Consider the following 20,338-nt stretch of genomic DNA (forward strand, 5'->3'; position numbering starts at 1 on the left):
TGGAGTCCATCTGGGTTATTAGGTAGGGTAATCATTTTTATTACAGGGGAGAGCAGTCTATGAATACACATAAAAGCGAGAAGTTCAATACAAGAACCGAAGTAAGCAGCGGGGCAAATGTCGTCCACCTAACCGGTGAGCTTGATTTGTCTGTCGCTCCTGATTTCCGGCTTGTGATGGAGCCGCTGGTGGGGGAATCTGAGAAGGATTTAATCATGAACCTGAAGGAGCTGAAATACATTGACAGTACGGGGATCGGTATTCTGCTGTCAATTTTGAAAGCTAGGCATGCGGCTGGCTCCAAATTTTACGTGGAAGAAGTACCTAGCCAGATTCAAAAGCTCTTCGACATGACGGGCATTGCCAAGTTTTTCACTACACAGGAGAATTCCCAATAGGAAAGGAAAGAATAGCATGAATGTTCTGCAGAAAGTAACGCTTAATTTGCCGGCTACTGCTGAGTTTGTCGATATTGTCAGATTAAATTTATATGGGATTGCATCCAAGATGGGCTTCTCCTACGAGGAGATTGAGGACATGAAGGTTGCTGTCTCGGAGGCTTGTAACAATTCGGTGCTCTATGCTTATAACGACGAGCATGGCACGGTAGAGGTGACCTTTGAGTTCGATGATACCTCTCTGCACATCAAGGTCAAGGATGAGGGCCAGAGCTTCGAGCGTCTGGAGCAGGCGGGGGTACGTCCGACGCTGCATGAGAAGGAGCTTGACGATGCTCAGATTGGCGGACTTGGATTCTATTTGATGCAGGCGCTAATGGATGATGTCAGTGTCGTGAATGAGGCTGGAAAAGGTACGGAAGTCGTATTGATTAAGCGCATAACAAGAAGCGAGGAGAAAGTATGAATGAAAAGGTAACTCCCCCAGAGTCGATGGATGAAGCCGTTAGTCTAATCTGGGAGTACCAACAGACCAAGGACAATGAAATCGCTACTGTGCTGATCAAAAAGTATGAGCCTATGGTCAAGATGGCAGCAGGCAAGATTGCCCGCAACCGCCCTGATCTATATGAGGACCTGTATCAGACCGGCCAAATGGCGCTTATTCGATTATTGCAGCAGTACGATATCGGGCTTGGTATTCCTTTTGAGCCATATGCAATGAAAAGTATGATTGGTCACATGAAAAATTATCTGCGAGATAAGTCCTGGTACATACAGGTTCCGCGGAGAATCAAGGAAAAGGGAGCCTTGGTTCAGCATGCGATTGATGAGCTGACAGTGAAGCTGGAACGCTCTCCTGATGTCAAGGAAATTGCAGAATATCTGGATCTATCCGTAGAGGAGACGATTGAGGTGTTAGCGGGCAGAGAATGCTACCACTATGTATCGCTGGATTCTCCACTATCTCAGGATGAGAGTGCTGCCACACTAGGTGAACTGATTAGTGCGGATGCCAATGATTATGATGCGGTCGAGAAAAGGATGGATTTGCAGCAGGCGATGAACCAGCTCAAGGAGCAAGAGCAGCAGGTGCTGCTATTGGCGTTCCAGGATGGACAGTCACAGCGGGCTATTGCGCAGAAGCTCGGCGTATCGCAAATGAGCGTATCCCGAATTCAGAAGCGGGCCACGGAGAAGCTGAAGCAGATTATGTCTAATCCGGCTTCGTCTGGTTGATGGTCCATTATGAACAGTGATCCCGCCTTTATTCTATTAGTTGTTCTAGTTGTTCCATAATAAGGACACGTATTCATTGAAAGAATGGATACCGTGTCCTTTTTTGAAAGGTTGTATTTGTTACACACATGTGTTGTAGCTATAAGCTGTGGCTATAAGAAGTAAGATATCTGAGGGAGTGGTTCTGTGCCGCATAATACATCTTTCTATGAGACACACGTATTTCATGATGGCCAATGGGAATGGTGGGATGTCCAGCTCGAATCCTCCTCCGATCCGAGGCTGACCAAGCTTGGTCAACTAGCTCCAGAAGCAGAGATGTGGTTGAAGATGCTGCCTGACATGGATGTGGACTTTCTGACGGTTCGTTTCCCGGATGGAAGGGAGCCTGTGATGTTCGGAGCACTGCAGTATTCCATGAAGGAGAGGCTCCAGAGTACGCGTGGCTGTCATCATTTCTATTTTTTCATATCGAGGGAGCGGTTAATTACGCTCAATCTGGACGAGCAGACCAGACAGACGATGCTGGGACATGAGCGCAGACAGATGATGGATGCATGTAGGACCGGGATGGATGGCATGTTTGTGCTGATTCGTACGCTGCTGCATTATTTTCATGGGGGTCTGGATCAGTTCGTCAAGAACCTGAGAGAGCTGGAGGAGTTAATGCACAGGCATAATCGCCGTACCCTGATGGATCGAATTGTTGAGGCGCGCTTCGAGCTACTGTACTGGAGTAATCTATTTGCCCCATTTCGGGAGCTGATCTCTGCTTCACGCGAGGCCTGTCTGAAGGAGCTTGATGACAATCCGTTTTTCCTGAGGCTGCTATACCGTATGGAGCGTATGGAGGTGCTATTTGAACGGTATGAGAAAGAAATTGACACCATGATATCTATAGATAATGCGATCTCTGGCTTCCGTGGGAATGAGATTATGAAGACGCTTACGATCGTCACAACAGTATTTACTCCCGTAATGGCTGTAGGTGCTGTATGGGGTATGAATTTTGAGAACCTGCCCTGGATTCAGAGCAGGCTCGGCTTCACAGGTGTCATGCTGGGAACACTCCTGATTACGGCGGGCATGTATTATTGGATGTACTTGAAGGGCTGGACCGGAGATCTGCTAAATAATCAGCGTCAAGTAAAAGATGATTAGAGCGAGCCGCAGCAAGCGTACGAGCCCTGCGACCGTTGTTAGGCTTGCTGTGGCTCTAATCTCACATTTGAGTTGCCAGGTACTTGGGCTTGGCTAGAGAGACGTATGTCTTACGTGGCTTTGCTCAGCCAGAAGTGTGAGGCTAGATACTACCTGTCTCTGGCCGCGTCTACATATTTCAATAGCTCTGCCAGAAAATCGCCAATCACAGGCAGATTCAACTGAACAAGGGCGCTGAGAAGCCAAGCGAGGAGGGCGATGACAATGATTGTTCCCAGGGACAAGCCTAGTCCTCGTGCGATGCCTGCCGTGAGATTGCTAATGAGTCGTTTCTTCGGATTGGAATAGGTCTGAAGAATATCTGCAATCTCTGCCTTCTCCAGCATGTCTGAAATTTTATCCAATCTGCTGTTCAGGTGCTTGATCTCGTGCCGGAGCTCGAAAGGATGCTCATCTATAGGATTCGCTGGCGTGTGTTTTCGATTGATTTCACTCATCTCGATCCCTACCTTTGCTGCGAGTCTGTTCATGCAAACAGCCAGCTTCAGAATTGAGCTGGCTGTTCTGGTTCAATTTGAAAGAAAGAAGAAGTTCGGATTAAGAACGGGACAACGTGTTCAGCTCTTCGTTAGCTTCCTTGGTGGCTTGCTCGGTAGCTTCCATGATCTCCTGATCGGCCTCCGCAGCCTCCTCGGCAATATCGGCTGAAGCATTCTGGAGACTGGTTACGACGTTGTTCTTGCTGTCGACGACGGTCTTGACTACTTCTGAGGACTTGGTGGACACGGTTTTGGCCAGATCGCTAGCTTTTTCACCGACAACATGAGCTACATCCTTGGTCTTGTCGGTTACGACGTTCATTTTGTCCGTCAGATCGCTTCGCAGGTCACGTCCTGGCTTCGGTGCGAATAACAGTGCAGCTGCTGCACCAAGGAGACCTCCGATAAATACGCCTTTGGCAAAGGATGAAGCCGGGGTTGAACATTGTTGATTATCTTCTTTATTCATACTGAATCACTCCTTTGATAAATTCAAACTTGTGCAACTATATATAAAGTTAGGTTGCCCGTCTGATTAGCCTGGACACGAGTCCGAGCAAGAACACGAAGATGGCGGTGCCGATAATAGCAGGGACGATAGCAAAACCGCCAATGACTGGTCCCCAATGTCCGAATAGCATGGCTCCTAGCCAAGCTCCAACCCATCCAGCAATCATAGAGCCGATGATGCCGCCAGGCATTTCTTTACCAGCAATGGCATTTCCAATCAGTCCAATAATGACTGCCATGATGATACTGAGTATAATCCCCCACATACAGATGGCCTCCCTTCGAAGATACCATAGCCAAGCATGCTACCTATTAAGTGGCTATACGTTACAGATCTCTCATCTGCTTATTTGGTATATAAACTTCGAAAGGGGGGACTGAAACAACAGCTTGCATGGTAATGAGCGGAAATGCATAGGACAAGCGGCAGCTCGCATGGTCTGACGTGTTAAGCTAGTCGAGCGGCTCGACGGTATAACGGGGGAAGCATGAGACACAGCCACATGCCCCCGGCTAGCATACCTGCGATGACATCACTAGCATAATGTACCCCGAGGTAAATTCGGCTGATGGCGGTAATCAGACTGTACAGTATCCCCAGAATGACAGGCAGCAGCATGGACTTGCGCCGGATACGTCTTTCAATGGCCCATAGTCCAAATAGCATCCCATAGAAGCCGGTAGCAATCATCGCATGTCCACTTGGAAAACTATAGCCCGTCACCTCGATTAAATAATCCAGCGGAGGACGTTCGCGCTGAAGAATGTACTTCAGCAATGTATTTAGTCCCCACATGGACGCAAAACTGCTTCCTACGGCAAGGATATATGTCCGCGGCTTGCGTAGTATCCAGCATAGGATGCACACAGCAATCGTGAGCAGGAGAGTTCCCGGGAAGGAGCCAGCCGTGCTCATGAGCAGCATGAGGGGAAGCAGGGCTTGCAATACAGGTGACGAAGTCTCGGAGCGACCAGGAAAGAGCAGGTCATGCAGTGTACGATCAAGATGCAATATACCCTCGGTACCGAGTAGCTTGAGCACATAAACGATCAATAGCATAGCTACAGGGATGACGATTAGAGCAACCATCATGCTCCGTATGTATGAATTTTGAATCGATGGATACTTAATCATGCAGCGTGAAAGCCTCCAGGTAGTATAAGTTAAATGAGCTACAGCCTTCCGATGAACAGCCAATGCAGGTAAATAGCTTGTACAAAAAAACACCAGTCAGAGCTTGCTGTAATTCGCATACAGAAAATTCTATACTGGTGTTGGTGCATCAGGATTTGCGCAGGCGTCCAAGCTCGGACACGACAGCTTCCACCTCAGAGATGCTCAGGCTTGGCTTATTCATAACCATCTCGTATATATCATGGATATCCTCATAATAATCTACAGAGAATGCTGAGGCCTGCATGGCAGCTCCGCTGGCCATCCGAAGCTTGTTCTTGATACTCTCGATCATGTACTCGACATTGACCTGAGAAGGTTGAGTTAAATCCATGCTAATCCGTTCACCCTTTCGTAAAATCTCGATTGCCCATATTGTAACATGAGCATTTTACATAAATCCAGCCAACGGTAGCTATATACTGATATGTTAGGTATACAATATTACTTTGCCACGCTGTACATAATTACGGTAAAATCTACGTTAAATATACAATCCATCTTAAACGAAAGGTAAGGGGGTGCCTTGGTGTCAATCTATACGCCGAATCAAGGAAGGGAGCGCAGGCCTGGTCAGCAGAGAACGAGCAGTCGTGAGCTTGCTGCATTTTTCCGACTTGTCCATGAAGCGCATCGGGGACAACCCATCACCTTCGTCTGTGTCGGCACGGATCGCTCGACAGGTGACTCGCTTGGGCCATTGGCCGGAACGATGCTGAAGAATAAGGGCTTCACGAATGTGCTCGGTACGATGGACAAGCCTTGTGATGCACACAGCTTGGAATCCGTCATCACCAGTATCCCCTCAGAGCATACAGTGATTGCTATTGATGCTTGCCTTGGATTACCCGGCTCGGTAGGACTATTTCTGACATCTGAAGGACCGCTATGGCCGGCACAATCCGTAGGGCTTGCGTTGCCTGGCATCGGTGATTATAGCATTGCTGGTGTGGTTAATGCTTACGGGCCAAAGCCCTATTGGACACTACAGACTACGTCCCTCCATAGTGTGCTTATGATGGCATCGCAGATTGCGGAGGCTGCGGCAGTCGGTTTCGGATTTCAGATAGAGGAAGCTGCTCAATATAGTTTCAGATGAACCATTAGTGCTTAATAATATACAATTCATATTCCCAAAATAATGACTAAGCCATAATCGGAGAAAGAAGGCGCCATTCATGAAAAAAGTACTGTGCGAAGGAACCACCATCTGTTATGCCGAGGAAGGGCAAGGAGAGCAAGTTGTCCTTCTGCTCCATGGATTCTGCGGGAGCTCGGCTTATTGGGACGATGTTGTTCCGCTCTTGTCGGAAGCCTACCGCTGCATTGTACCAGACCTGCGTGGACATGGGCGTACGGATGCTCCGAAGGGAGCTTATTCCATTGACGGAATGGCCGATGACATTCTGAAGCTGATGAATGAGCTGAATATCCCTCGTGCAGCAGTACTGGGCCATTCGATGGGAGGGTATATTGCGCTATCCCTTGCGGAGAGGTACCCGGATCGACTAAGTGCAGTAGGGTTAATTCACTCTACAGCGTACCCGGACACGGAGGAGGCAAAGGACAAGCGGCTACAGGCAGTATCCACCATTGAGAACAAGGGGATTACAGCCTTCATTGATGGCCTGGTGCCAGGCTTATTTGCGCCTGAGCATCTGGAGCAGATGCCTGATCAGGTGCTGAAGGTCAGAGAGCTTGGTTACAAGACGCCTCCTCAGGGAGCAAGTGGTGCAGCCTTGGCCATGCGTGAGCGTCCTGATCGACGTGACGTTCTGTCATCGACCTCCTTGCCAGTGCTGCTCGTTGCAGGGGAGAAGGATCAATTGATTCCTGTTGACAGAACCTTCACGGCAGAAGGGCCCAATGTTCAGCACACCATCATAGCAGGTGCTGGGCATATGAGTATGCTGGAGGCGCCAACTGAGCTGGCCCAAGTCATTACGGGTTTCATGAAGGAACGAATCCAGTAAAAATTATGGCACGGCTTGATTACAGCATGAGCTACCCTGGTGTGACCTGGTGAATGGAAGTCCGGGTCCACAGGGTGGCTTCTTTTCGTGTCCATTTGGCAATTGGAGCGGGATTGGCTTACAATCTATTCATTGAAAGATGACCCAGGTCATAGGGAACGGAAGGAGTGAGGTGCGCCTGTGTTCAAAAGAGATTATCTGACTCGCATGATCGAGGAAATGGGAGAGGTTATTGGAGCGGTGCTCGGCTTGAAGCGTCAAATGAAGCATCCGCAGGCGATTGCACTGCTGGACGAGCTGCTGCGCAAGCAGTTCCGCATTCCGCTCAAGCTGCTGGAGTCGATGCCACCCGAGCAGATTACGGATTTATTCCGGATGAACGGTTCACCTGAGCCTGACAAGCTCCAGCAGGTAGCCCGGCTACTGGAGGAGGCTGGCAGACTGCGTATGGAGCTGGAGGAGACGAGGGATGATGCAGCCACATTGATGAAGGCACTCTACCTGTACGTATACAGCGATATGAACGGAGCGGATCGTACCTTGCTGCAGCTCCCGGAACGCATTGCAGAAGTAAGATTGGAGCTGCGAGAGTATCGACTATCCAGAGAAGTGGACGAACTGCTGGCCCGATATGAGGAGGGAGAGGGGCAACTGGCGGAGGCTGATAATATCTGGTTCAGGCTGATTGCCATGCATCCAGAGTCTTTTGATGGTGCGTTTGCCTTCTACGACCGACTGCAGCAGCTTGGTGAGGAGGAGTTGCAGCAGGGAGGGCTATCCCGTCAGGAGGTGGAGGAGGGCAGACAGGAGCTTTTGCGCCTCAGAGCTCTCGTGCCATCCGACCAATTTACCGAATGATCACGATGCATTCGATTGATAAATAGCCTGATAAAGGCAGAAAGCAGGAATATGTAGTGGAAGCATTGCTTAACTTAACCAATCAACTGTTGTCGGGGGGGACGCTGATTACAGCTACCTTGAGTCAGCTACGCAAGCGGGAGTCGGATACCTTTACCAAGGTGCAGATCAAGCCTGTAGAGCTGAAGAAAAAGTTGTATTATCAGTTCGCCTATCACTATAGCAACAAGGTAACACATGACAATCTGACACCAGAGGAGGCTCAGGAGCGCTTGTCCCAGCTGTTTGGTGAGACCTTCCGCCAGGGCTTGCTGTGTACAGCCGAGGCCGACTATCAGGTGCTGATCAGCAAGAAATTCAAGGTGTCCATCCTGACCAAGTCACCAACCAAATCAGCTATGAATCTGGCGCATAATCGCAAGAAGCAATATGTGCTGGAGGAAGGGGAGCCAGTTCCCTTTCTCGTAGAGCTGGGCATCATGAATGCCGATGGCAAGGTGCTGGCCCGCAAGTACGATAAGTTCAGGCAGATCAATCGCTTTCTGGAAATGGTACAGGATATTCTACCTGCATTGCCAGTAGGCCGTCCTCTGACCATTGTGGACTTTGGCTGTGGCAAATCGTACCTGACCTTCGCGTTATATCATTATTTGGCGATTCAGCAGCGAAGACCGCTGAATATTGTCGGACTTGATCTGAAGGCGGATGTCATCGAAGTCTGTAATACGCTGTCGCAAAAGCTGGGCTATCAGAATTTGAAATTCCTGGTCGGTGATATCGCAGATTATGACGAAATGGAGCAGGTTGACATGGTGGTGACCCTCCATGCCTGTGACACAGCTACAGATGCTGCACTGGAAAAGGCTGTCCGTTGGGACGCATCCGTCATCCTGTCCGTTCCGTGTTGTCAGCACGAGCTGTTCGGCCAGGTCAACAATTCGGTGCTGGAACCGATGCTGTCACATGGCATATTGAAGGAACGCTTTGCTGCACTCGCAACAGACGGCATTCGCGCCAAGCTGCTCGATGTGATGGGCTATAAGACACAGCTTCTTGAATTCATTGATATGGAGCATACTCCGAAGAATATTCTGATTCGTGCGGTAAAAGGCTCACAGGAGGATCGGCAGAGACTGTGGGAGGAATATACCGCATTTCGGGATTTCATCCGTGCAGACCCGTATCTTGAACGGGCCTGTGCAGATCTGCTGCCGACATCGTGAGGGAGGTACAGCGAAAGGTTCTTTAAGTGACAAAGGATTCACGGGATTCACGCACCTGCCTCACGAGTAATGGCTTGTTATGAATCTGGAGTTAGGTCTGGCGCGCTATTAGCCCCCGAAGGACTGGCGAAAGGCGGCGCTTAGCTGTGTCTGGTCCACTTCCCAGAGCTCGGCGAGCTCCTGACTGACTTCGGTATCCCACCAGTCGCACAGTGCCTTACGGTTGCTGTGATTCTCCGAGATCCATAGGAGGTTGGCTCCGACCTTTTGGCAGTAGAGCTCTTCTCCTTTATCGACGAGCTCTGGAGCTATATAGAGCTTAAGACGCTTGCGTGCACGATACAACTCCTTGCTGCAGGCTCTTCGAATGCCGCGCGCCGTGGGGAGGCCGGATTGGCCTTTGGCGTGCTTGGGTAATTGATGGGCAGGCATCCTACCACGCTCCTCTCACATCAGAATATGCCGCAAGCCTATGCTGGGGAACCGTTATGGGCACATGGACATGCTGGAAGTGCTAGGAAGCCATATGCTACAATGAACCATGAATTGGAACGTTGTAAACAGAGTACATGCGGAAAGAAGGTAGGATGTGGACCTGTTATCAAGCATCATTGAACAGCTCTTCGAGTGGATTCGAGGGCTGGGTTATTTTGGGATTATGCTCGGTCTGATGATCGAGGTCATACCTAGCGAGATCGTGCTGGCGTATGGGGGATATCTTGTATCTGAAGGACAGATCAATTTCTTTATTGCCGTTATTTTCGGTACGATCGGCGGGGTGCTCGCACAGCTCTTTATCTATTGGATTGGCAAGTATGGTGGTAGACCGGTGCTGGAGAAGTACGGGAAGTACATACTGATCAAGAAAAGTCATATTGACCATGCGGATGACTGGTTCAACAAGTATGGGACTGGAGTGATTTTTACAGCCCGTTTTATCCCGGTAGTACGTCATGCCATCTCCATCCCGGCCGGGATTGCTCGTATGAGTGTTTGGAAATTCATTCTATTGACGACACTGGCTGTTATTCCGTGGAGTGTATTGTTTATTTATTTAGGGATGGTGCTGGGCAGCAGCTGGTCGCAGATTGATGAGAAAGCCACACCTTACGTTACGCCGATTTTGCTGGTAGCTCTTGCCGCCATGATTGTCTATTTTCTCGTAAAGTGGCTGATCGCCAAAAACAAGAAAGGGAGTGTATAGCATGAGTCGAACCAACGTATCTCAGTATTTCGGCAAAGGATTGTCTGGTGAGCAATTCATGGAGGTCATGACGAAGAATCAGGAGGCTTTCCGCTCCTGGTATGACCAGTTCTCCTGGGCGAATGAAGAGGACCGCGAGTTTTTTGAAAGTCTGAATCACCGGGATGATCTGCGTGTGCTTATACTGGCAGCTGACTGGTGCGGCGATGTAGTTCGGAATGTGCCGGTAATACTGCGTGCACTGGAGCACAGTGGAGTACCGACTGAAATTCTGATTCTGGAGAACCATGAAGCGCTGATGGATGACTTCCTGACGATGGGGGGGCGTTCAGTCCCTGTTGTAATCGTGGCAGACAGCGGCGGTCATGTGCTGGGACGCTGGGGCCCTCGCCCGGCTCATGTACAGGAAGTTATGGTGCGCTTCAAAACAGAGAACCCTGATCGTGAAGCAGCGGATTATCAGGACAAGCTTATGGTGGCGCGTCAAGAGATGAAGGAGCGCTACGGAGAAGGAACAGAGATTCACGGCACGATCGTACAAGAATTGCGTGAGCTATTGTCAGGAGTGTAGAAAAGGATGACATTATCTATTCGTAGCTTCACGCTGGGCCCTCTGCAGACGAATGCTTACCTGCTGCAGGGGGATGACCCCACGCGTGCGCTTGTTATTGATCCCGGAATGAATCCGGGAGCGTTGCTTCGTGCAGTCGAGGGCCTTACTGTTGAGGCGATCGTGCTGACACATGCACATTTCGATCATATGGGCGGAGTGGATGAGCTGCGTAAGCTTCATAACTGCCCCGTATATTTGCATGCGCTTGAGTATGAATGGCTGGCGTCGCCCAAGCTGAATGGCTCTACCATGTGGCCTGATGTTACGACCCCGCTTCAGACAGACCCGCCTGAATATGATCTGGCCGATGGGCAGAAGCTGGAGCTAATTGGTCATAGCTTCACCGTCCTTCACACACCTGGGCATTCACCGGGAAGTGTCAGTCTGCAGATCAACCAGCATCTGTTCGGCGGAGATGTGCTATTCCGAATGGGTGTCGGTCGTACCGATCTTCCAGGCGGCCGGGAAAGGGACCTCTTCGATTCAATCTCACGTCTTTTTACATTGGGTGATGATGTAATTGTCTATCCTGGTCATGGGCCGAAGACAACGATTGGCTATGAGAAGCAGCATAATCCTTACGTTAGGTAGACACAGTTGATCAGTAGGATGAATCGAATGTTTGTCTCCATGAAAATGCAGAAATCGACGTTTTTCTTGCGAAATCATCTGGACAAGTGATGGAAGGTTTGCTAATATAGCCTTATTACATGTTACATATTAACTTTGCGAAGCACGCAGACTGTGGATTTAAGCCCGGTTTGCGTTCTTTTTTTGTCTTTTTTTAGGTTTTCGATACATTAAGGGTGGTCGGTCGGGGTGCACAAGGGGGATTCCATGAAGCATAGAGAAAGAAAGAAAGTACCATATTCGGGAGTGCTATATTGGAGTGATGGGGCAGAAGCTACAGGTGTGCTGATGGCAGTGGATGTATCGCGCGCGGTCGATCAGTCAGAATCCAGAGATTATCGGCGGTCGAGCAGGGGATGGCGCAGGGAAGCGAACAGCTATGAAGATAGAGGATCGCTTGCGAGCAGAAGCACAACAGGCCGGGTTCAGGTTGTGACCTGGGGAGGAAGAGAGAACGTACGTAGTAGATTAGCAAGACATCCCTGGCTCGTATGGCTGCAGCAGCATCGGGACCAGCGCAGATCATAGCATCGGATGCTAGAGTCATAATATCTGGCAGAATCTCACCAGGGGACACGATTCGGGACGATGTGCAACGGGGATATTTGGAGGTCTTCGCTGGCTATTACTGCGCTTATATCAGCAGATGACCTACAATTAATGATAGGCATTATCATTTGATGATAGACATTATCATATTTTTTTAGTAGACTAGGCAGATAATCCAAGACAGCCGGGGAGGTAGACGATGCACCGTTTAGGAGAGAAAATTGTAATCGTCGCGGACGCCTTTGAGCAAAGTCTTCCAATAGGGGAGTATGGTTATATCATTGCATATGACCGTAACCCGGATAATGCATTTGATTATATTATCCGAGTGCCCAAGGCCAACCGGAATTTCTTTGTTCCGGAACAGGACGTAGAGCTTGAGGAGAGCATGCTTAAGCTTGAGGCAGAACGCGTCGAACGCGAAGCGTTGATAGACTATGCACTGGCTACACATAATGAACGATTGTTCCGAAGCATCATGAATGGTGATCAAGAACAAGAGCAAGCAGAAGAGAATGAGGCGGTTACAGAGCCGTTGTCACAGGCGGAATTTATCAAACAAATTAATTTGCGTGCTTGGATATGAGGAGCCGGCCTATGCCGGCTCTTTTTTGCAAGGTGTGACATTGAATTGTCCAACATTCTACAATATAATTAAAAACGTTATTTTAAAGGGGAAATAGCCCCGATAGCTACTTGATTTGCCAGAATGAATGCACTGGATATCTGACCTGTCATGGGGACCAGATACAGTCATTCTTGCTGAACATATATTTTGCATGTACCACACCGATCCATAAGGAGGAGCCGACATGAGTATTTCTGCTGATAACGTACGTCATGTAGCCAAGCTGTCCCGTTTGAACCTGACAGCCGAGGAAGAGGAGATCATGACCGGGCAATTAAACGCCATTCTGAAGTATGCGGAGAAATTAAATGAGCTGGACACAGATGAGGTCGAGCCAACAACACATGTGTTGCATGTCAGCAATGTGATGCGTGAGGATGAGGTGCGTCCGAGCCTCTCGTTGGATGAGGTCATGTTGAATGCACCAGATGAGGAAGAAGGACAATTCAAGGTTCCGGCGGTGCTGGAGTAATCATCGAAAGATTGAAGGGAGGAAGCTTCACTTGAGTTTGTTTGAACATACATTGCCAGAGCTACAATCCAGATTGGATCGCAAAGAGCTGTCAGTTACGGATCTGGTAGAGCAGGCTTTTGAGACGATTAGTCAGCGTGAGGAGAAAGTTAAGGCTTATATCACTATTGATGAGGAAGGCGCGCGTAATGCCGCTCGAAGACTGGACGACCAGCTTGCTTCTGGAGAGAAGCGTGGACCACTGTTCGGTATTCCGGCAGGAATCAAGGACAATATTGTTACCAAAGGTCTGCGGACGACCTGTGCCAGTCAGTTCCTTCGTGAATTCAATCCGGTATATGATGCTACAGTAACAGGCAAGCTTCGTGATGCTGGCGTCATCACATTGGGCAAGATGAATATGGATGAATTCGCGATGGGAGGGTCTAATGAGAACTCCAGCTTCTATCCGGTCAGCAATCCATGGGATCTTGAACGTGTACCGGGCGGCTCCAGTGGCGGCTCAGCAGCAGCTGTAGCTGCCGGAGAAGCTTACTTTACACTTGGCTCGGATACAGGTGGCTCTATTCGACAGCCGGCATCGTATTGCGGAGTAGTTGGATTGAAGCCAACCTATGGTCTTGTATCGCGGTTTGGACTGGTGGCATTTGCTTCCTCACTGGATCAGATCGGACCGATCACCAAAAATGTTGAGGACTCTGCGTATGTGTTGCAAGCCATTGCAGGCTATGATGGGTCGGATTCTACCTCGGCGAAGGTCGATATTCCTGATTATACATCGGCACTCACTGGTGACGTAAAAGGATTGCGGATTGCAGTTCCTAAGGAATATCTGGGAGAAGGCGTTGATCCGCAGGTAAAAGAGACTGTACTGCAAGCGTTGAAGACACTGGAAGGGCTTGGCGCTTCATGGGAGGAAGTATCGCTCCCACATACGGAATATGCAGTGGCGACTTACTATTTGCTGGCTTCTTCAGAGGCTTCCTCGAATCTGGCAAGATTCGATGGTGTCCGTTATGGCGTACGTGCCGAGAATCCGGACAACCTGCTTGATCTGTACCATCAATCGAGAACACAAGGCTTTGGAGATGAGGTCAAGCGCCGGATTATGCTGGGAACCTATGCGCTTAGCTCAGGTTACTATGATGCATATTATCTGAAGGCACAGAAAGTACGTACATTGATCAAGCGCGATTTTGATCAAATATTCGAGAAATATGATGTCGTTATCGGACCTACAGCCCCGACAACAGCCTTCAAGCTGGGTTCTCAGGTAGATGATCCGCTGACCATGTATTTGAATGATATTCTGACGATCCCTGTCAGTCTCGCTGGTGTCCCTGCTATCAGTGTGCCTTGCGGCTTTGCCGATGGCATGCCAGTAGGTCTGCAAATTATTGGTAAACCATTTGATGAATCTACCGTATTGCGTGCCGCACATGCGTTCGAGCAGCATACGGAATTCCATAAGCAGCGTCCGCAGCTGTAATCGGTCCAGAAGGAGGGGAATCAATCGTGTCTACAACTACATCAAAATACGAAACGGTCATTGGACTGGAAGTCCATGTAGAGCTACATACACAATCCAAAATATTCTGTGGCTGCTCAACGGCGTTCGGCGCGCCACCTAACTCGCATACTTGCCCGATCTGTCTCGGGCATCCTGGCGTGCTGCCCGTGCTGAATCGGCAGGCTGTCGATTATGCGATGAAGGCTGCGATGGCTCTGAATTGTAAAATCGCTGACGTGAGCAAATTCGACCGGAAGAACTATTTCTATCCAGATTCGCCGAAGGCTTATCAGATCTCACAATTTGACCAGCCGATCGGTGAGCACGGATGGATCGATATCGAAGTGAACGGGACAACGAAGCGTATTGGGATTACAAGACTGCATCTGGAAGAGGATGCGGGCAAATTGACCCACGTGGATGGCGGATATGCTTCACTTGTTGATTTTAATCGAGTCGGCACACCGCTTGTAGAGATCGTATCCGAACCGGATATTTCTTCACCAGAGGAGGCTAAAGCCTATCTGGAGAAGCTACGTGCGATCATGCAGTACTGTGATGTCTCTGACGTGAAGATGGAGGAGGGCTCCCTCCGCTGTGATGCCAACATCAGTCTTCGCCCTCATGGGCAGGAGAAGCTGGGTACTCGGGCAGAGCTGAAGAACATGAACTCGTTCCGTGGCGTTCAGCGCGGTCTGGAATACGAGCAATTCCGTCAGGAGCAGATCCTCGAAGAGGGTGGAAGTGTCGTACAGGAGACGCGACGCTGGGATGAGAGTCAAGGGAAGACCTTCTCCATGCGTGGTAAAGAAGAATCCCATGACTATCGTTATTTCCCAGACCCGGATCTGGTGACGCTGCATATTGACGAGGCCTGGAAGGAACGGATCAGAGCTTCTATTCCAGAGCTTCCAGATGAACGCAAAGCCAGATATACATCTGAATACGGGCTGTCGGCTTATGATGCGGAGGTGATTACTTCCTCCAAGCCTCTAGCTGATCTGCTGGAATCGAGTCTGGAGTACACCAAGGATGCCAAGGCTGTAGCCAACTGGATTATGGGTGATCTGCTGGGTTATCTGAACAGCGCGGGTGTGGAGCTGACAGAGGTTCCGTTGACAGGACAAGGCCTCGGTGAAATGATCGGTCTGCTTGAGAAAGGAACGATCAGCAGCAAGATCGCCAAGACGGTGTTCAAGGAAATGCTGGAGAGCGGCAAGCGTCCTGAACAGATCGTCGAGGAAAAGGGTCTGGTACAAATCAGTGATGAGGGTGCCATTCTGACAATCGTCGAGCAGGTGGTCGCAGCCAATCCGCAATCCGTAGAGGATTACAAGGCAGGCAAGCAGAAGGCTATCGGCTTCCTGGTCGGACAGGTCATGAAGGAAAGTAAAGGCAAAGCGAACCCAGGACTTGTGAATAAGCTTCTGGCTGATGTGCTGAGCCGTTAACAACTACAGTAGCCATTCGGGCTTGTGAGCGACATAAGCCCCGAATGGCTTTTACTGGGAGGGCTGAACGATGATTATTCCGTTATCTTTACAGGATCAAGACACTCTGGAGCAGCTATGGCGCCTGCAGCATATTGCGTATAGACTGGAGGCAGAGCGCATCGGATTTCATCAGATCCCTCCACTTATGGATACTTTAGATACATTACGAGCCTGCGGAGAGCAGTTTTATGGCCGATTGGATGAAGAGGCAGAGATCATAGGCGCAGTGGCTGTAGAAGAGGATGCGGACTCTATCTGTATTTCCAGAATGATGGTACACCCAGATTGCTTCAAGCAAGGGATAGCCAGCTCTCTAATGGAGTATGTGCTGGAGCAGTATAGCAGGGTTCCGCTAAAGGTGGTATCTACCGGTGCCTTGAACCTTCCGGCTGTGTCGCTGTATCAGAAATACGGCTTCAAGCCTGTGAGCTCGGAAGAGATTGCGCCCGGCGTGGAATTAATCACCTTTCATCTGAATAGCATGTAGAAGCTCCTGATGGTAATTAAGGGCTCTTATATCGCCCGGCACACTGAACCGCGGCTACTGGGAGGGATTATCACTGGAAGATCCGTGGATCATTAGCAACGTGCAAATCTTGGGTAGGCTATTGCTTGCTTTATTATTAGGCGGACTTATCGGGTACGAGCGAGAGCGCTCCAACCATGCAGCCGGACTGCGGACGCATATCCTTGTATGTGTAGGCTCCACGCTCATTATGATGCTTTCAGTATATGGATTTGCCTCATTCATTGACGAGCCTAATGTCCGTATTGACCCTGCCCGTCTGGCGACTGCTGTAATTACGGGAGTCGGCTTTCTGGGGGCAGGAACCATCTTGTTCACTGGAAAATCCATTACAGGTCTGACGACGGCGGCATCTATTTGGGTAGTAGCAGCCATCGGTCTGGGTGTGGGAGCAGGCTTTTATTTTGCCTCCATCGTGTCTACGGTTATTGTTCTCCTTAATTTATGGATATTCAACAAGATTGAGCAGCGTTATATGAGTGGTCAGAAGGTTCATATTATTATTTTAAAGGGCTTTTCTTCACCAGGCTTGCTGGAACGAATCTCGGATTTTATGAACGAAGAAGAGATCATGATTAAGAAGGTCACCATCAAGGAAGAGGATTCAATGTCGATCGGCAGGCTTCCATCTGAGGGCAAGGCAGTTGAGATTCAGATGGAGGTGCTGTGCAAGCCCGGATTTGACCGGCTTCGAATTGCGGGAACGCTACGTAGCTGGGAAGAGTTATCCGGAGTGTCGGTGGAATAATGCATAATCAAGGGCCTTCTGCTGCTGCGGATGGCCTTTTGGTGCTATCCAGTTTTTTTACAGTTACTCCTACTGTAGAATGGGGTACTATTTTAAGATAATAGAAATCATGCGTTTTCAACGGTCTGAACAACTCATTATCACAAGACAAACTTCCACTAAGTGCCGTCTATCCTATGTGAAGGTATGTGATGATTTTTATTTAAATTGAGCATGCGTTGATGTACAAGATAGGAACGCTGTCTGGACAGTAGTGAGGAGGAGCGATGCAACCGAGAAGGTTTTTTAGAGGTATACAAAGGCAGACTAAAGGACGGCCCCGTAAGCTAAGGCCACGTCTCCGCAAGTTCATATCTGTTCTGCTAGCTGCATTATTGCCGGGAGTTGGCCATCTCTCGTTGGGCCTTTATATGCGGGGGCTGACTTTTCTGATGCTACTGCTGCTGGATATTTCGGCTATGCTTTATGTATCCTCCGTGGGTCTGCAGATCAATGTACCTTTGTTGATCCTGTTAGGTATCTTCATCCCGGTACTATATTTTTATAATGTGTATGATGTATTGCAATCAGCAGACTACATCACGCTGTATCGCAGGAAGCCAAGACGACTGTCTCCTCGTAGTACTGCCGATCAGCCGCAGAGCAGATTCGATGCATGGGAGCAGGGAACTACGTTTGCGCTCCTGCTGATCCTTGGCGGGGGGCTGATGGTTTTATTTCACACCAAGCCTCGTTGGCTGGGAGAGTTCTTTGCTGCTTACGGCTTTGTCCTGACTGCACTCTTGCTTGTGGGCGCAGGGCTGTTGCTGTTCATTCGTGAGATGGGAATCTCCGTGAAACGGCAGCGCGATCTCCGGGAGAAGGGGGAATAATGGGCGTGAACAGCAAAATCAGAGTTGGGCGCTATACTTCCTCCTTACTGCTATTGGTAGTTGGTGTTCTCCTGTTATTGGATCAAATGAACGGAACAGAGCACATGCTGCTGCTATTGAAATGGTGGCCGCTGATCTTCGTCAGTTGGGGACTCGAATATTTAATTATGCTTGTCAGTGTAACGAGAAATGGCAGGAAGCCGCATCGAATGCGGCGTTTTCGTCCAGATCTGAAGGGGCTTATGCTGGCTATCATTTTGTCCGCTTCTGTGTTCATTGTGACGGAGCAGCACCACTATATGCATTTATGGAATAGAGTTAGCATCAATTTAACGACAGCCTCCATGGATTTTAGTGAAGAGGCTGACAATCGCTTATCTAAAGGGAGTGTGTTGCTGCCCTTGTCCATGGATACGGAAAGTCTGCTCGTCGAGTCGGTGAACGGCAATATTCGATTGATCCGGGGGCCTGTATCCCATGTAGAGGTTCATTCGACGGTGTGGGTCGATCAGGTAAGTAGTGTGGAAGCCGCCGCTATTGCCGAAGCCTCCTCCATTGATATATCCAATGGGACAAGCATACAGGTTCATACGCAAGGACAAGCATACGGCCAGTCAGGCAAACGTCAGCCGTTAATCAATCTGACGATCGTCATCCCGGAGAATCGCCGCCTGAATATGGACATTCGAACGTCCAATGGCAACATTACCGTAGATCGTGTCGATGCGATCGACCGTATGAATTTGCAGACGGGGAATGGCCAGCTTATCGTACAGGATGCTATTGGGGACGTGAATGGGACAACGTTGAACGGGAACGTCGATGTGCACCGTGTAGACGGAAATGTGGACATGAAGACGAATCGGGGCAGTATGCTGGCAGGAGATATCAGCGGTCTGGTGTCCTACTCTACACAGGTCGGTGATATTCAGATTGCCCGTACAAATGGCAAAGTTACGGCGGACACCAAGAATGGCAACATTATCATAAATAGCGCGGTATGGAATGTGAATGCGAATTCGCTGAATGGTAGCGTATCGATTCGTACAGACCGCATCGGTGGAGACTGGAATGTGTATAGTGCGGTTGGGGACATTGTGCTCTACCTGCCACCGGAAGGTAATTTTACATTAGAGGGGTCAAGCAGCTATGGACGTCTGTCCACGGACTTCCCCTTCTCGATCGAAGGGAAAAGCATCACAGGTGTGGTAGGGCTTGGAGCATACAGCGTCAAGGTTGAGGGCAACAGTGATCTCACTGTGAACCAGACTGAGCTGCCACCGCCAGTAGAGGAGCCTGATACGGAGACAACTGATCAGGGTGAAACTGACGAGGTTGATTCTGATCAGGAGGGGCCGGCTGCTAGTACGAATAGTGAGGCTTTTGGGGAATCAAATACGGAGCATGCCAATGCTGGAGAAGCTACAGGAGATCCTACAGAGGGGTAGCCTGAGGGCTCTGCCGTTCCCTGCGTTGACAAGAAAGTTGATATCATTTTACAATATATTTAAAATTAGATGATTAAACATATGATGAGACGTAACGATTGATTAAGGCGGTGGGTATAATGGCAACTCGAGTTCAGCATGCATTGCAAGAACTGAAGAAGACCGGTGTACGTATAACCCCCCAACGCCATGCGATATTAGATTATTTACTGGAATCCATGGCGCATCCGACGGCTGACGAGATTTATCGGGCGCTGGAACCCAAATTTCCCAACATGAGCGTTGCGACGGTATATAACAATCTAAAGGTATTCATCGAGTCTGGAATGGTGCATGAGTTAACGTACGGAGACAATTCAAGCCGCTATGATGCTAATGTGTCCGATCACTACCATATCGTGTGTGAGAGCTGTGGGAAGATTGAGGATTTTAGTTATCCATCCTTGGTGGATGTGGAGCGGCATGCCGCACAGATGACCGGGTTCGAGGTTCGTGGACATCGTTTGGAGCTGCGAGGAGTATGCAGGTCTTGCAGGTGACTCGGAAATTCACGTACAATACGACGTGTGG

The 20,338-nt window shown here is 49.4% G+C and carries 27 protein-coding genes; 21 read left to right on the forward strand and 6 right to left on the reverse strand.

The genetic code is table 11. The features are described 5' to 3' along the window. Positions 1-59 precede the first annotated feature (59 nt). The 4 genes from K331_RS0111245 to K331_RS0111260 all read left to right on the forward strand — a co-directional run bounded on the left by K331_RS0111245 (position 60) and on the right by K331_RS0111260 (position 2,798). Positions 60-398, forward strand: coding sequence for an STAS domain-containing protein (locus tag K331_RS0111245; RefSeq protein ID WP_028590383.1), 339 nt, complete (start codon positions 60-62; stop codon positions 396-398). Positions 399-414: 16 nt separating this feature from the next. Continuing rightward, positions 415-864, forward strand: a complete 450-nt coding sequence (rsbW, locus tag K331_RS0111250; protein WP_018887319.1) for an anti-sigma B factor RsbW — start codon at positions 415-417, stop codon at positions 862-864. Further along, the gene (locus K331_RS0111255) at positions 861-1,637 is read left to right on the forward strand and encodes a sigma-70 family RNA polymerase sigma factor (RefSeq protein ID WP_018887320.1); all 777 of its coding nucleotides are present in this window, start codon (positions 861-863) and stop codon (positions 1,635-1,637) included. Before rsbW ends, K331_RS0111255 begins: the two co-directional genes overlap by 4 nt. Positions 1,638-1,823: 186 nt before the next feature. Beyond that, a complete protein-coding gene (locus K331_RS0111260; protein ID WP_028590384.1) occupies positions 1,824-2,798 on the forward strand; it encodes a magnesium transporter CorA family protein in 975 nt (324 codons plus the stop codon). Between the two features lie 149 nt (positions 2,799-2,947). On the opposite strand, the gene K331_RS0111265 is transcribed toward K331_RS0111260, so the two are convergent. From K331_RS0111265 to K331_RS0111285, 5 genes are all read right to left on the reverse strand, one after another. Continuing rightward, positions 2,948-3,295, reverse strand: a complete 348-nt coding sequence (locus K331_RS0111265; RefSeq protein WP_018887322.1) for a DUF5665 domain-containing protein — start codon at positions 3,293-3,295, stop codon at positions 2,948-2,950. A gap of 100 nt (positions 3,296-3,395) precedes the next feature. Beyond that, on the reverse strand, positions 3,396-3,806 hold the full coding sequence (locus tag K331_RS0111270) for a YtxH domain-containing protein (protein ID WP_018887323.1): 411 nt from the start codon (positions 3,804-3,806) through the stop codon (positions 3,396-3,398). Positions 3,807-3,855: 49 nt separating this feature from the next. Continuing rightward, the gene (locus tag K331_RS0111275; protein ID WP_025677893.1) at positions 3,856-4,113 is read right to left on the reverse strand and encodes a GlsB/YeaQ/YmgE family stress response membrane protein; all 258 of its coding nucleotides are present in this window, start codon (positions 4,111-4,113) and stop codon (positions 3,856-3,858) included. A 182-nt stretch (positions 4,114-4,295) separates the two neighbouring features. Continuing rightward, the gene (locus K331_RS0111280; RefSeq protein ID WP_025677891.1) at positions 4,296-4,982 is read right to left on the reverse strand and encodes a phosphatase PAP2 family protein; all 687 of its coding nucleotides are present in this window, start codon (positions 4,980-4,982) and stop codon (positions 4,296-4,298) included. Between the two features lie 148 nt (positions 4,983-5,130). After that, entirely contained in the window at positions 5,131-5,355 is a 225-nt protein-coding gene (locus tag K331_RS0111285; RefSeq protein WP_018887326.1) for a DUF1128 domain-containing protein, read from the reverse strand. A gap of 195 nt (positions 5,356-5,550) precedes the next feature. Here K331_RS0111285 and yyaC point away from each other — a divergent pair, with 195 nt between their 5' ends. From yyaC to K331_RS0111305, 4 genes are all read left to right on the forward strand, one after another. Next, positions 5,551-6,120, forward strand: coding sequence for a spore protease YyaC (yyaC, locus tag K331_RS0111290; RefSeq protein WP_028590385.1), 570 nt, complete (start codon positions 5,551-5,553; stop codon positions 6,118-6,120). 79 nt (positions 6,121-6,199) lie between these two features. Continuing rightward, positions 6,200-6,994: an alpha/beta fold hydrolase gene (locus tag K331_RS0111295; protein WP_028590386.1), complete on the forward strand. Its 795-nt coding sequence runs from the start codon at positions 6,200-6,202 to the stop codon at positions 6,992-6,994. 180 nt (positions 6,995-7,174) lie between these two features. Beyond that, positions 7,175-7,852, forward strand: coding sequence for a DUF6483 family protein (locus K331_RS29390; protein ID WP_051289792.1), 678 nt, complete (start codon positions 7,175-7,177; stop codon positions 7,850-7,852). Positions 7,853-7,908: 56 nt separating this feature from the next. Then, entirely contained in the window at positions 7,909-9,075 is a 1,167-nt protein-coding gene (locus tag K331_RS0111305) for a class I SAM-dependent methyltransferase (protein WP_028590387.1), read from the forward strand. A gap of 108 nt (positions 9,076-9,183) precedes the next feature. Here K331_RS0111305 and K331_RS0111310 read toward each other — a convergent pair whose 3' ends face one another. After that, positions 9,184-9,507 carry a hypothetical protein gene (locus K331_RS0111310; RefSeq protein ID WP_028590388.1) on the reverse strand — a complete coding sequence of 108 codons (324 nt, stop codon included), beginning with the start codon at positions 9,505-9,507 and terminating at the stop codon, positions 9,184-9,186. Positions 9,508-9,664: 157 nt separating this feature from the next. Between K331_RS0111310 and K331_RS0111315 the strand changes: the two genes are divergently transcribed. From K331_RS0111315 to perR, 13 genes are all read left to right on the forward strand, one after another. Beyond that, positions 9,665-10,279, forward strand: a complete 615-nt coding sequence (locus tag K331_RS0111315; RefSeq protein ID WP_028590389.1) for a DedA family protein — start codon at positions 9,665-9,667, stop codon at positions 10,277-10,279. 1 nt (position 10,280) lies between these two features. After that, positions 10,281-10,850 carry a thioredoxin family protein gene (locus K331_RS0111320; protein ID WP_018887333.1) on the forward strand — a complete coding sequence of 190 codons (570 nt, stop codon included), beginning with the start codon at positions 10,281-10,283 and terminating at the stop codon, positions 10,848-10,850. Positions 10,851-10,856: 6 nt separating this feature from the next. After that, positions 10,857-11,483 (forward strand): MBL fold metallo-hydrolase, encoded by a 627-nt coding sequence (locus K331_RS0111325; protein ID WP_028590390.1) that lies wholly within the window; start codon positions 10,857-10,859, stop codon positions 11,481-11,483. Between the two features lie 246 nt (positions 11,484-11,729). Further along, the gene (locus K331_RS0111330; RefSeq protein WP_028590391.1) at positions 11,730-12,050 is read left to right on the forward strand and encodes a hypothetical protein; all 321 of its coding nucleotides are present in this window, start codon (positions 11,730-11,732) and stop codon (positions 12,048-12,050) included. Positions 12,051-12,270: 220 nt separating this feature from the next. Next, entirely contained in the window at positions 12,271-12,657 is a 387-nt protein-coding gene (locus K331_RS0111335) for a hypothetical protein (RefSeq protein WP_018887336.1), read from the forward strand. 226 nt (positions 12,658-12,883) lie between these two features. Further along, positions 12,884-13,171, forward strand: coding sequence for an Asp-tRNA(Asn)/Glu-tRNA(Gln) amidotransferase subunit GatC (gene gatC / locus K331_RS0111340; RefSeq protein WP_018887337.1), 288 nt, complete (start codon positions 12,884-12,886; stop codon positions 13,169-13,171). Between the two features lie 31 nt (positions 13,172-13,202). After that, positions 13,203-14,660, forward strand: a complete 1,458-nt coding sequence (gene gatA / locus K331_RS0111345; protein ID WP_028590392.1) for an Asp-tRNA(Asn)/Glu-tRNA(Gln) amidotransferase subunit GatA — start codon at positions 13,203-13,205, stop codon at positions 14,658-14,660. A 26-nt stretch (positions 14,661-14,686) separates the two neighbouring features. After that, on the forward strand, positions 14,687-16,132 hold the full coding sequence (gatB, locus tag K331_RS0111350) for an Asp-tRNA(Asn)/Glu-tRNA(Gln) amidotransferase subunit GatB (protein WP_018887339.1): 1,446 nt from the start codon (positions 14,687-14,689) through the stop codon (positions 16,130-16,132). 70 nt (positions 16,133-16,202) lie between these two features. After that, positions 16,203-16,661 (forward strand): GNAT family N-acetyltransferase, encoded by a 459-nt coding sequence (locus K331_RS0111355; protein ID WP_028590393.1) that lies wholly within the window; start codon positions 16,203-16,205, stop codon positions 16,659-16,661. Between the two features lie 73 nt (positions 16,662-16,734). Continuing rightward, on the forward strand, positions 16,735-17,448 hold the full coding sequence (locus K331_RS0111360) for an MgtC/SapB family protein (RefSeq protein ID WP_028590394.1): 714 nt from the start codon (positions 16,735-16,737) through the stop codon (positions 17,446-17,448). A gap of 266 nt (positions 17,449-17,714) precedes the next feature. Next, entirely contained in the window at positions 17,715-18,320 is a 606-nt protein-coding gene (locus tag K331_RS0111365; RefSeq protein ID WP_036634677.1) for a hypothetical protein, read from the forward strand. Beyond that, on the forward strand, positions 18,320-19,768 hold the full coding sequence (locus K331_RS0111370; RefSeq protein ID WP_028590396.1) for a DUF4097 family beta strand repeat-containing protein: 1,449 nt from the start codon (positions 18,320-18,322) through the stop codon (positions 19,766-19,768). Before K331_RS0111365 ends, K331_RS0111370 begins: the two co-directional genes overlap by 1 nt. Positions 19,769-19,887: 119 nt before the next feature. Beyond that, positions 19,888-20,307, forward strand: a complete 420-nt coding sequence (perR, locus tag K331_RS0111375) for a peroxide-responsive transcriptional repressor PerR (RefSeq protein ID WP_025677869.1) — start codon at positions 19,888-19,890, stop codon at positions 20,305-20,307. The last annotated feature ends 31 nt before the right edge of the window (positions 20,308-20,338 follow it).

It is taken from the genome of Paenibacillus massiliensis subsp. panacisoli DSM 21345 (assembly GCF_000426545.1).
GTDB lineage: Bacteria > Bacillota > Bacilli > Paenibacillales > Paenibacillaceae > Paenibacillus > Paenibacillus panacisoli.

Coding starts and splice junctions, on each gene's coding strand:
- K331_RS0111245 (WP_028590383.1), top strand. CDS start 60: ATGAATACACATAAAAGCGAGAAGTTCAATACAAGAACCGAAGTAAGC.
- rsbW (WP_018887319.1), top strand. CDS start 415: ATGAATGTTCTGCAGAAAGTAACGCTTAATTTGCCGGCTACTGCTGAG.
- K331_RS0111255 (WP_018887320.1), top strand. CDS start 861: ATGAATGAAAAGGTAACTCCCCCAGAGTCGATGGATGAAGCCGTTAGT.
- K331_RS0111265 (WP_018887322.1), bottom strand. CDS start 3,295: ATGAGTGAAATCAATCGAAAACACACGCCAGCGAATCCTATAGATGAG.
- K331_RS0111270 (WP_018887323.1), bottom strand. CDS start 3,806: ATGAATAAAGAAGATAATCAACAATGTTCAACCCCGGCTTCATCCTTT.
- K331_RS0111275 (WP_025677893.1), bottom strand. CDS start 4,113: ATGTGGGGGATTATACTCAGTATCATCATGGCAGTCATTATTGGACTG.
- K331_RS0111280 (WP_025677891.1), bottom strand. CDS start 4,982: ATGATTAAGTATCCATCGATTCAAAATTCATACATACGGAGCATGATG.
- K331_RS0111285 (WP_018887326.1), bottom strand. CDS start 5,355: ATGGATTTAACTCAACCTTCTCAGGTCAATGTCGAGTACATGATCGAG.
- K331_RS0111295 (WP_028590386.1), top strand. CDS start 6,200: ATGAAAAAAGTACTGTGCGAAGGAACCACCATCTGTTATGCCGAGGAA.
- K331_RS0111310 (WP_028590388.1), bottom strand. CDS start 9,507: ATGCCTGCCCATCAATTACCCAAGCACGCCAAAGGCCAATCCGGCCTC.
- K331_RS0111320 (WP_018887333.1), top strand. CDS start 10,281: ATGAGTCGAACCAACGTATCTCAGTATTTCGGCAAAGGATTGTCTGGT.
- K331_RS0111325 (WP_028590390.1), top strand. CDS start 10,857: ATGACATTATCTATTCGTAGCTTCACGCTGGGCCCTCTGCAGACGAAT.
- K331_RS0111330 (WP_028590391.1), top strand. CDS start 11,730: ATGAAGCATAGAGAAAGAAAGAAAGTACCATATTCGGGAGTGCTATAT.
- K331_RS0111335 (WP_018887336.1), top strand. CDS start 12,271: ATGCACCGTTTAGGAGAGAAAATTGTAATCGTCGCGGACGCCTTTGAG.
- gatC (WP_018887337.1), top strand. CDS start 12,884: ATGAGTATTTCTGCTGATAACGTACGTCATGTAGCCAAGCTGTCCCGT.
- K331_RS0111355 (WP_028590393.1), top strand. CDS start 16,203: ATGATTATTCCGTTATCTTTACAGGATCAAGACACTCTGGAGCAGCTA.
- K331_RS0111365 (WP_036634677.1), top strand. CDS start 17,715: ATGCAACCGAGAAGGTTTTTTAGAGGTATACAAAGGCAGACTAAAGGA.
- K331_RS0111370 (WP_028590396.1), top strand. CDS start 18,320: ATGGGCGTGAACAGCAAAATCAGAGTTGGGCGCTATACTTCCTCCTTA.
- perR (WP_025677869.1), top strand. CDS start 19,888: ATGGCAACTCGAGTTCAGCATGCATTGCAAGAACTGAAGAAGACCGGT.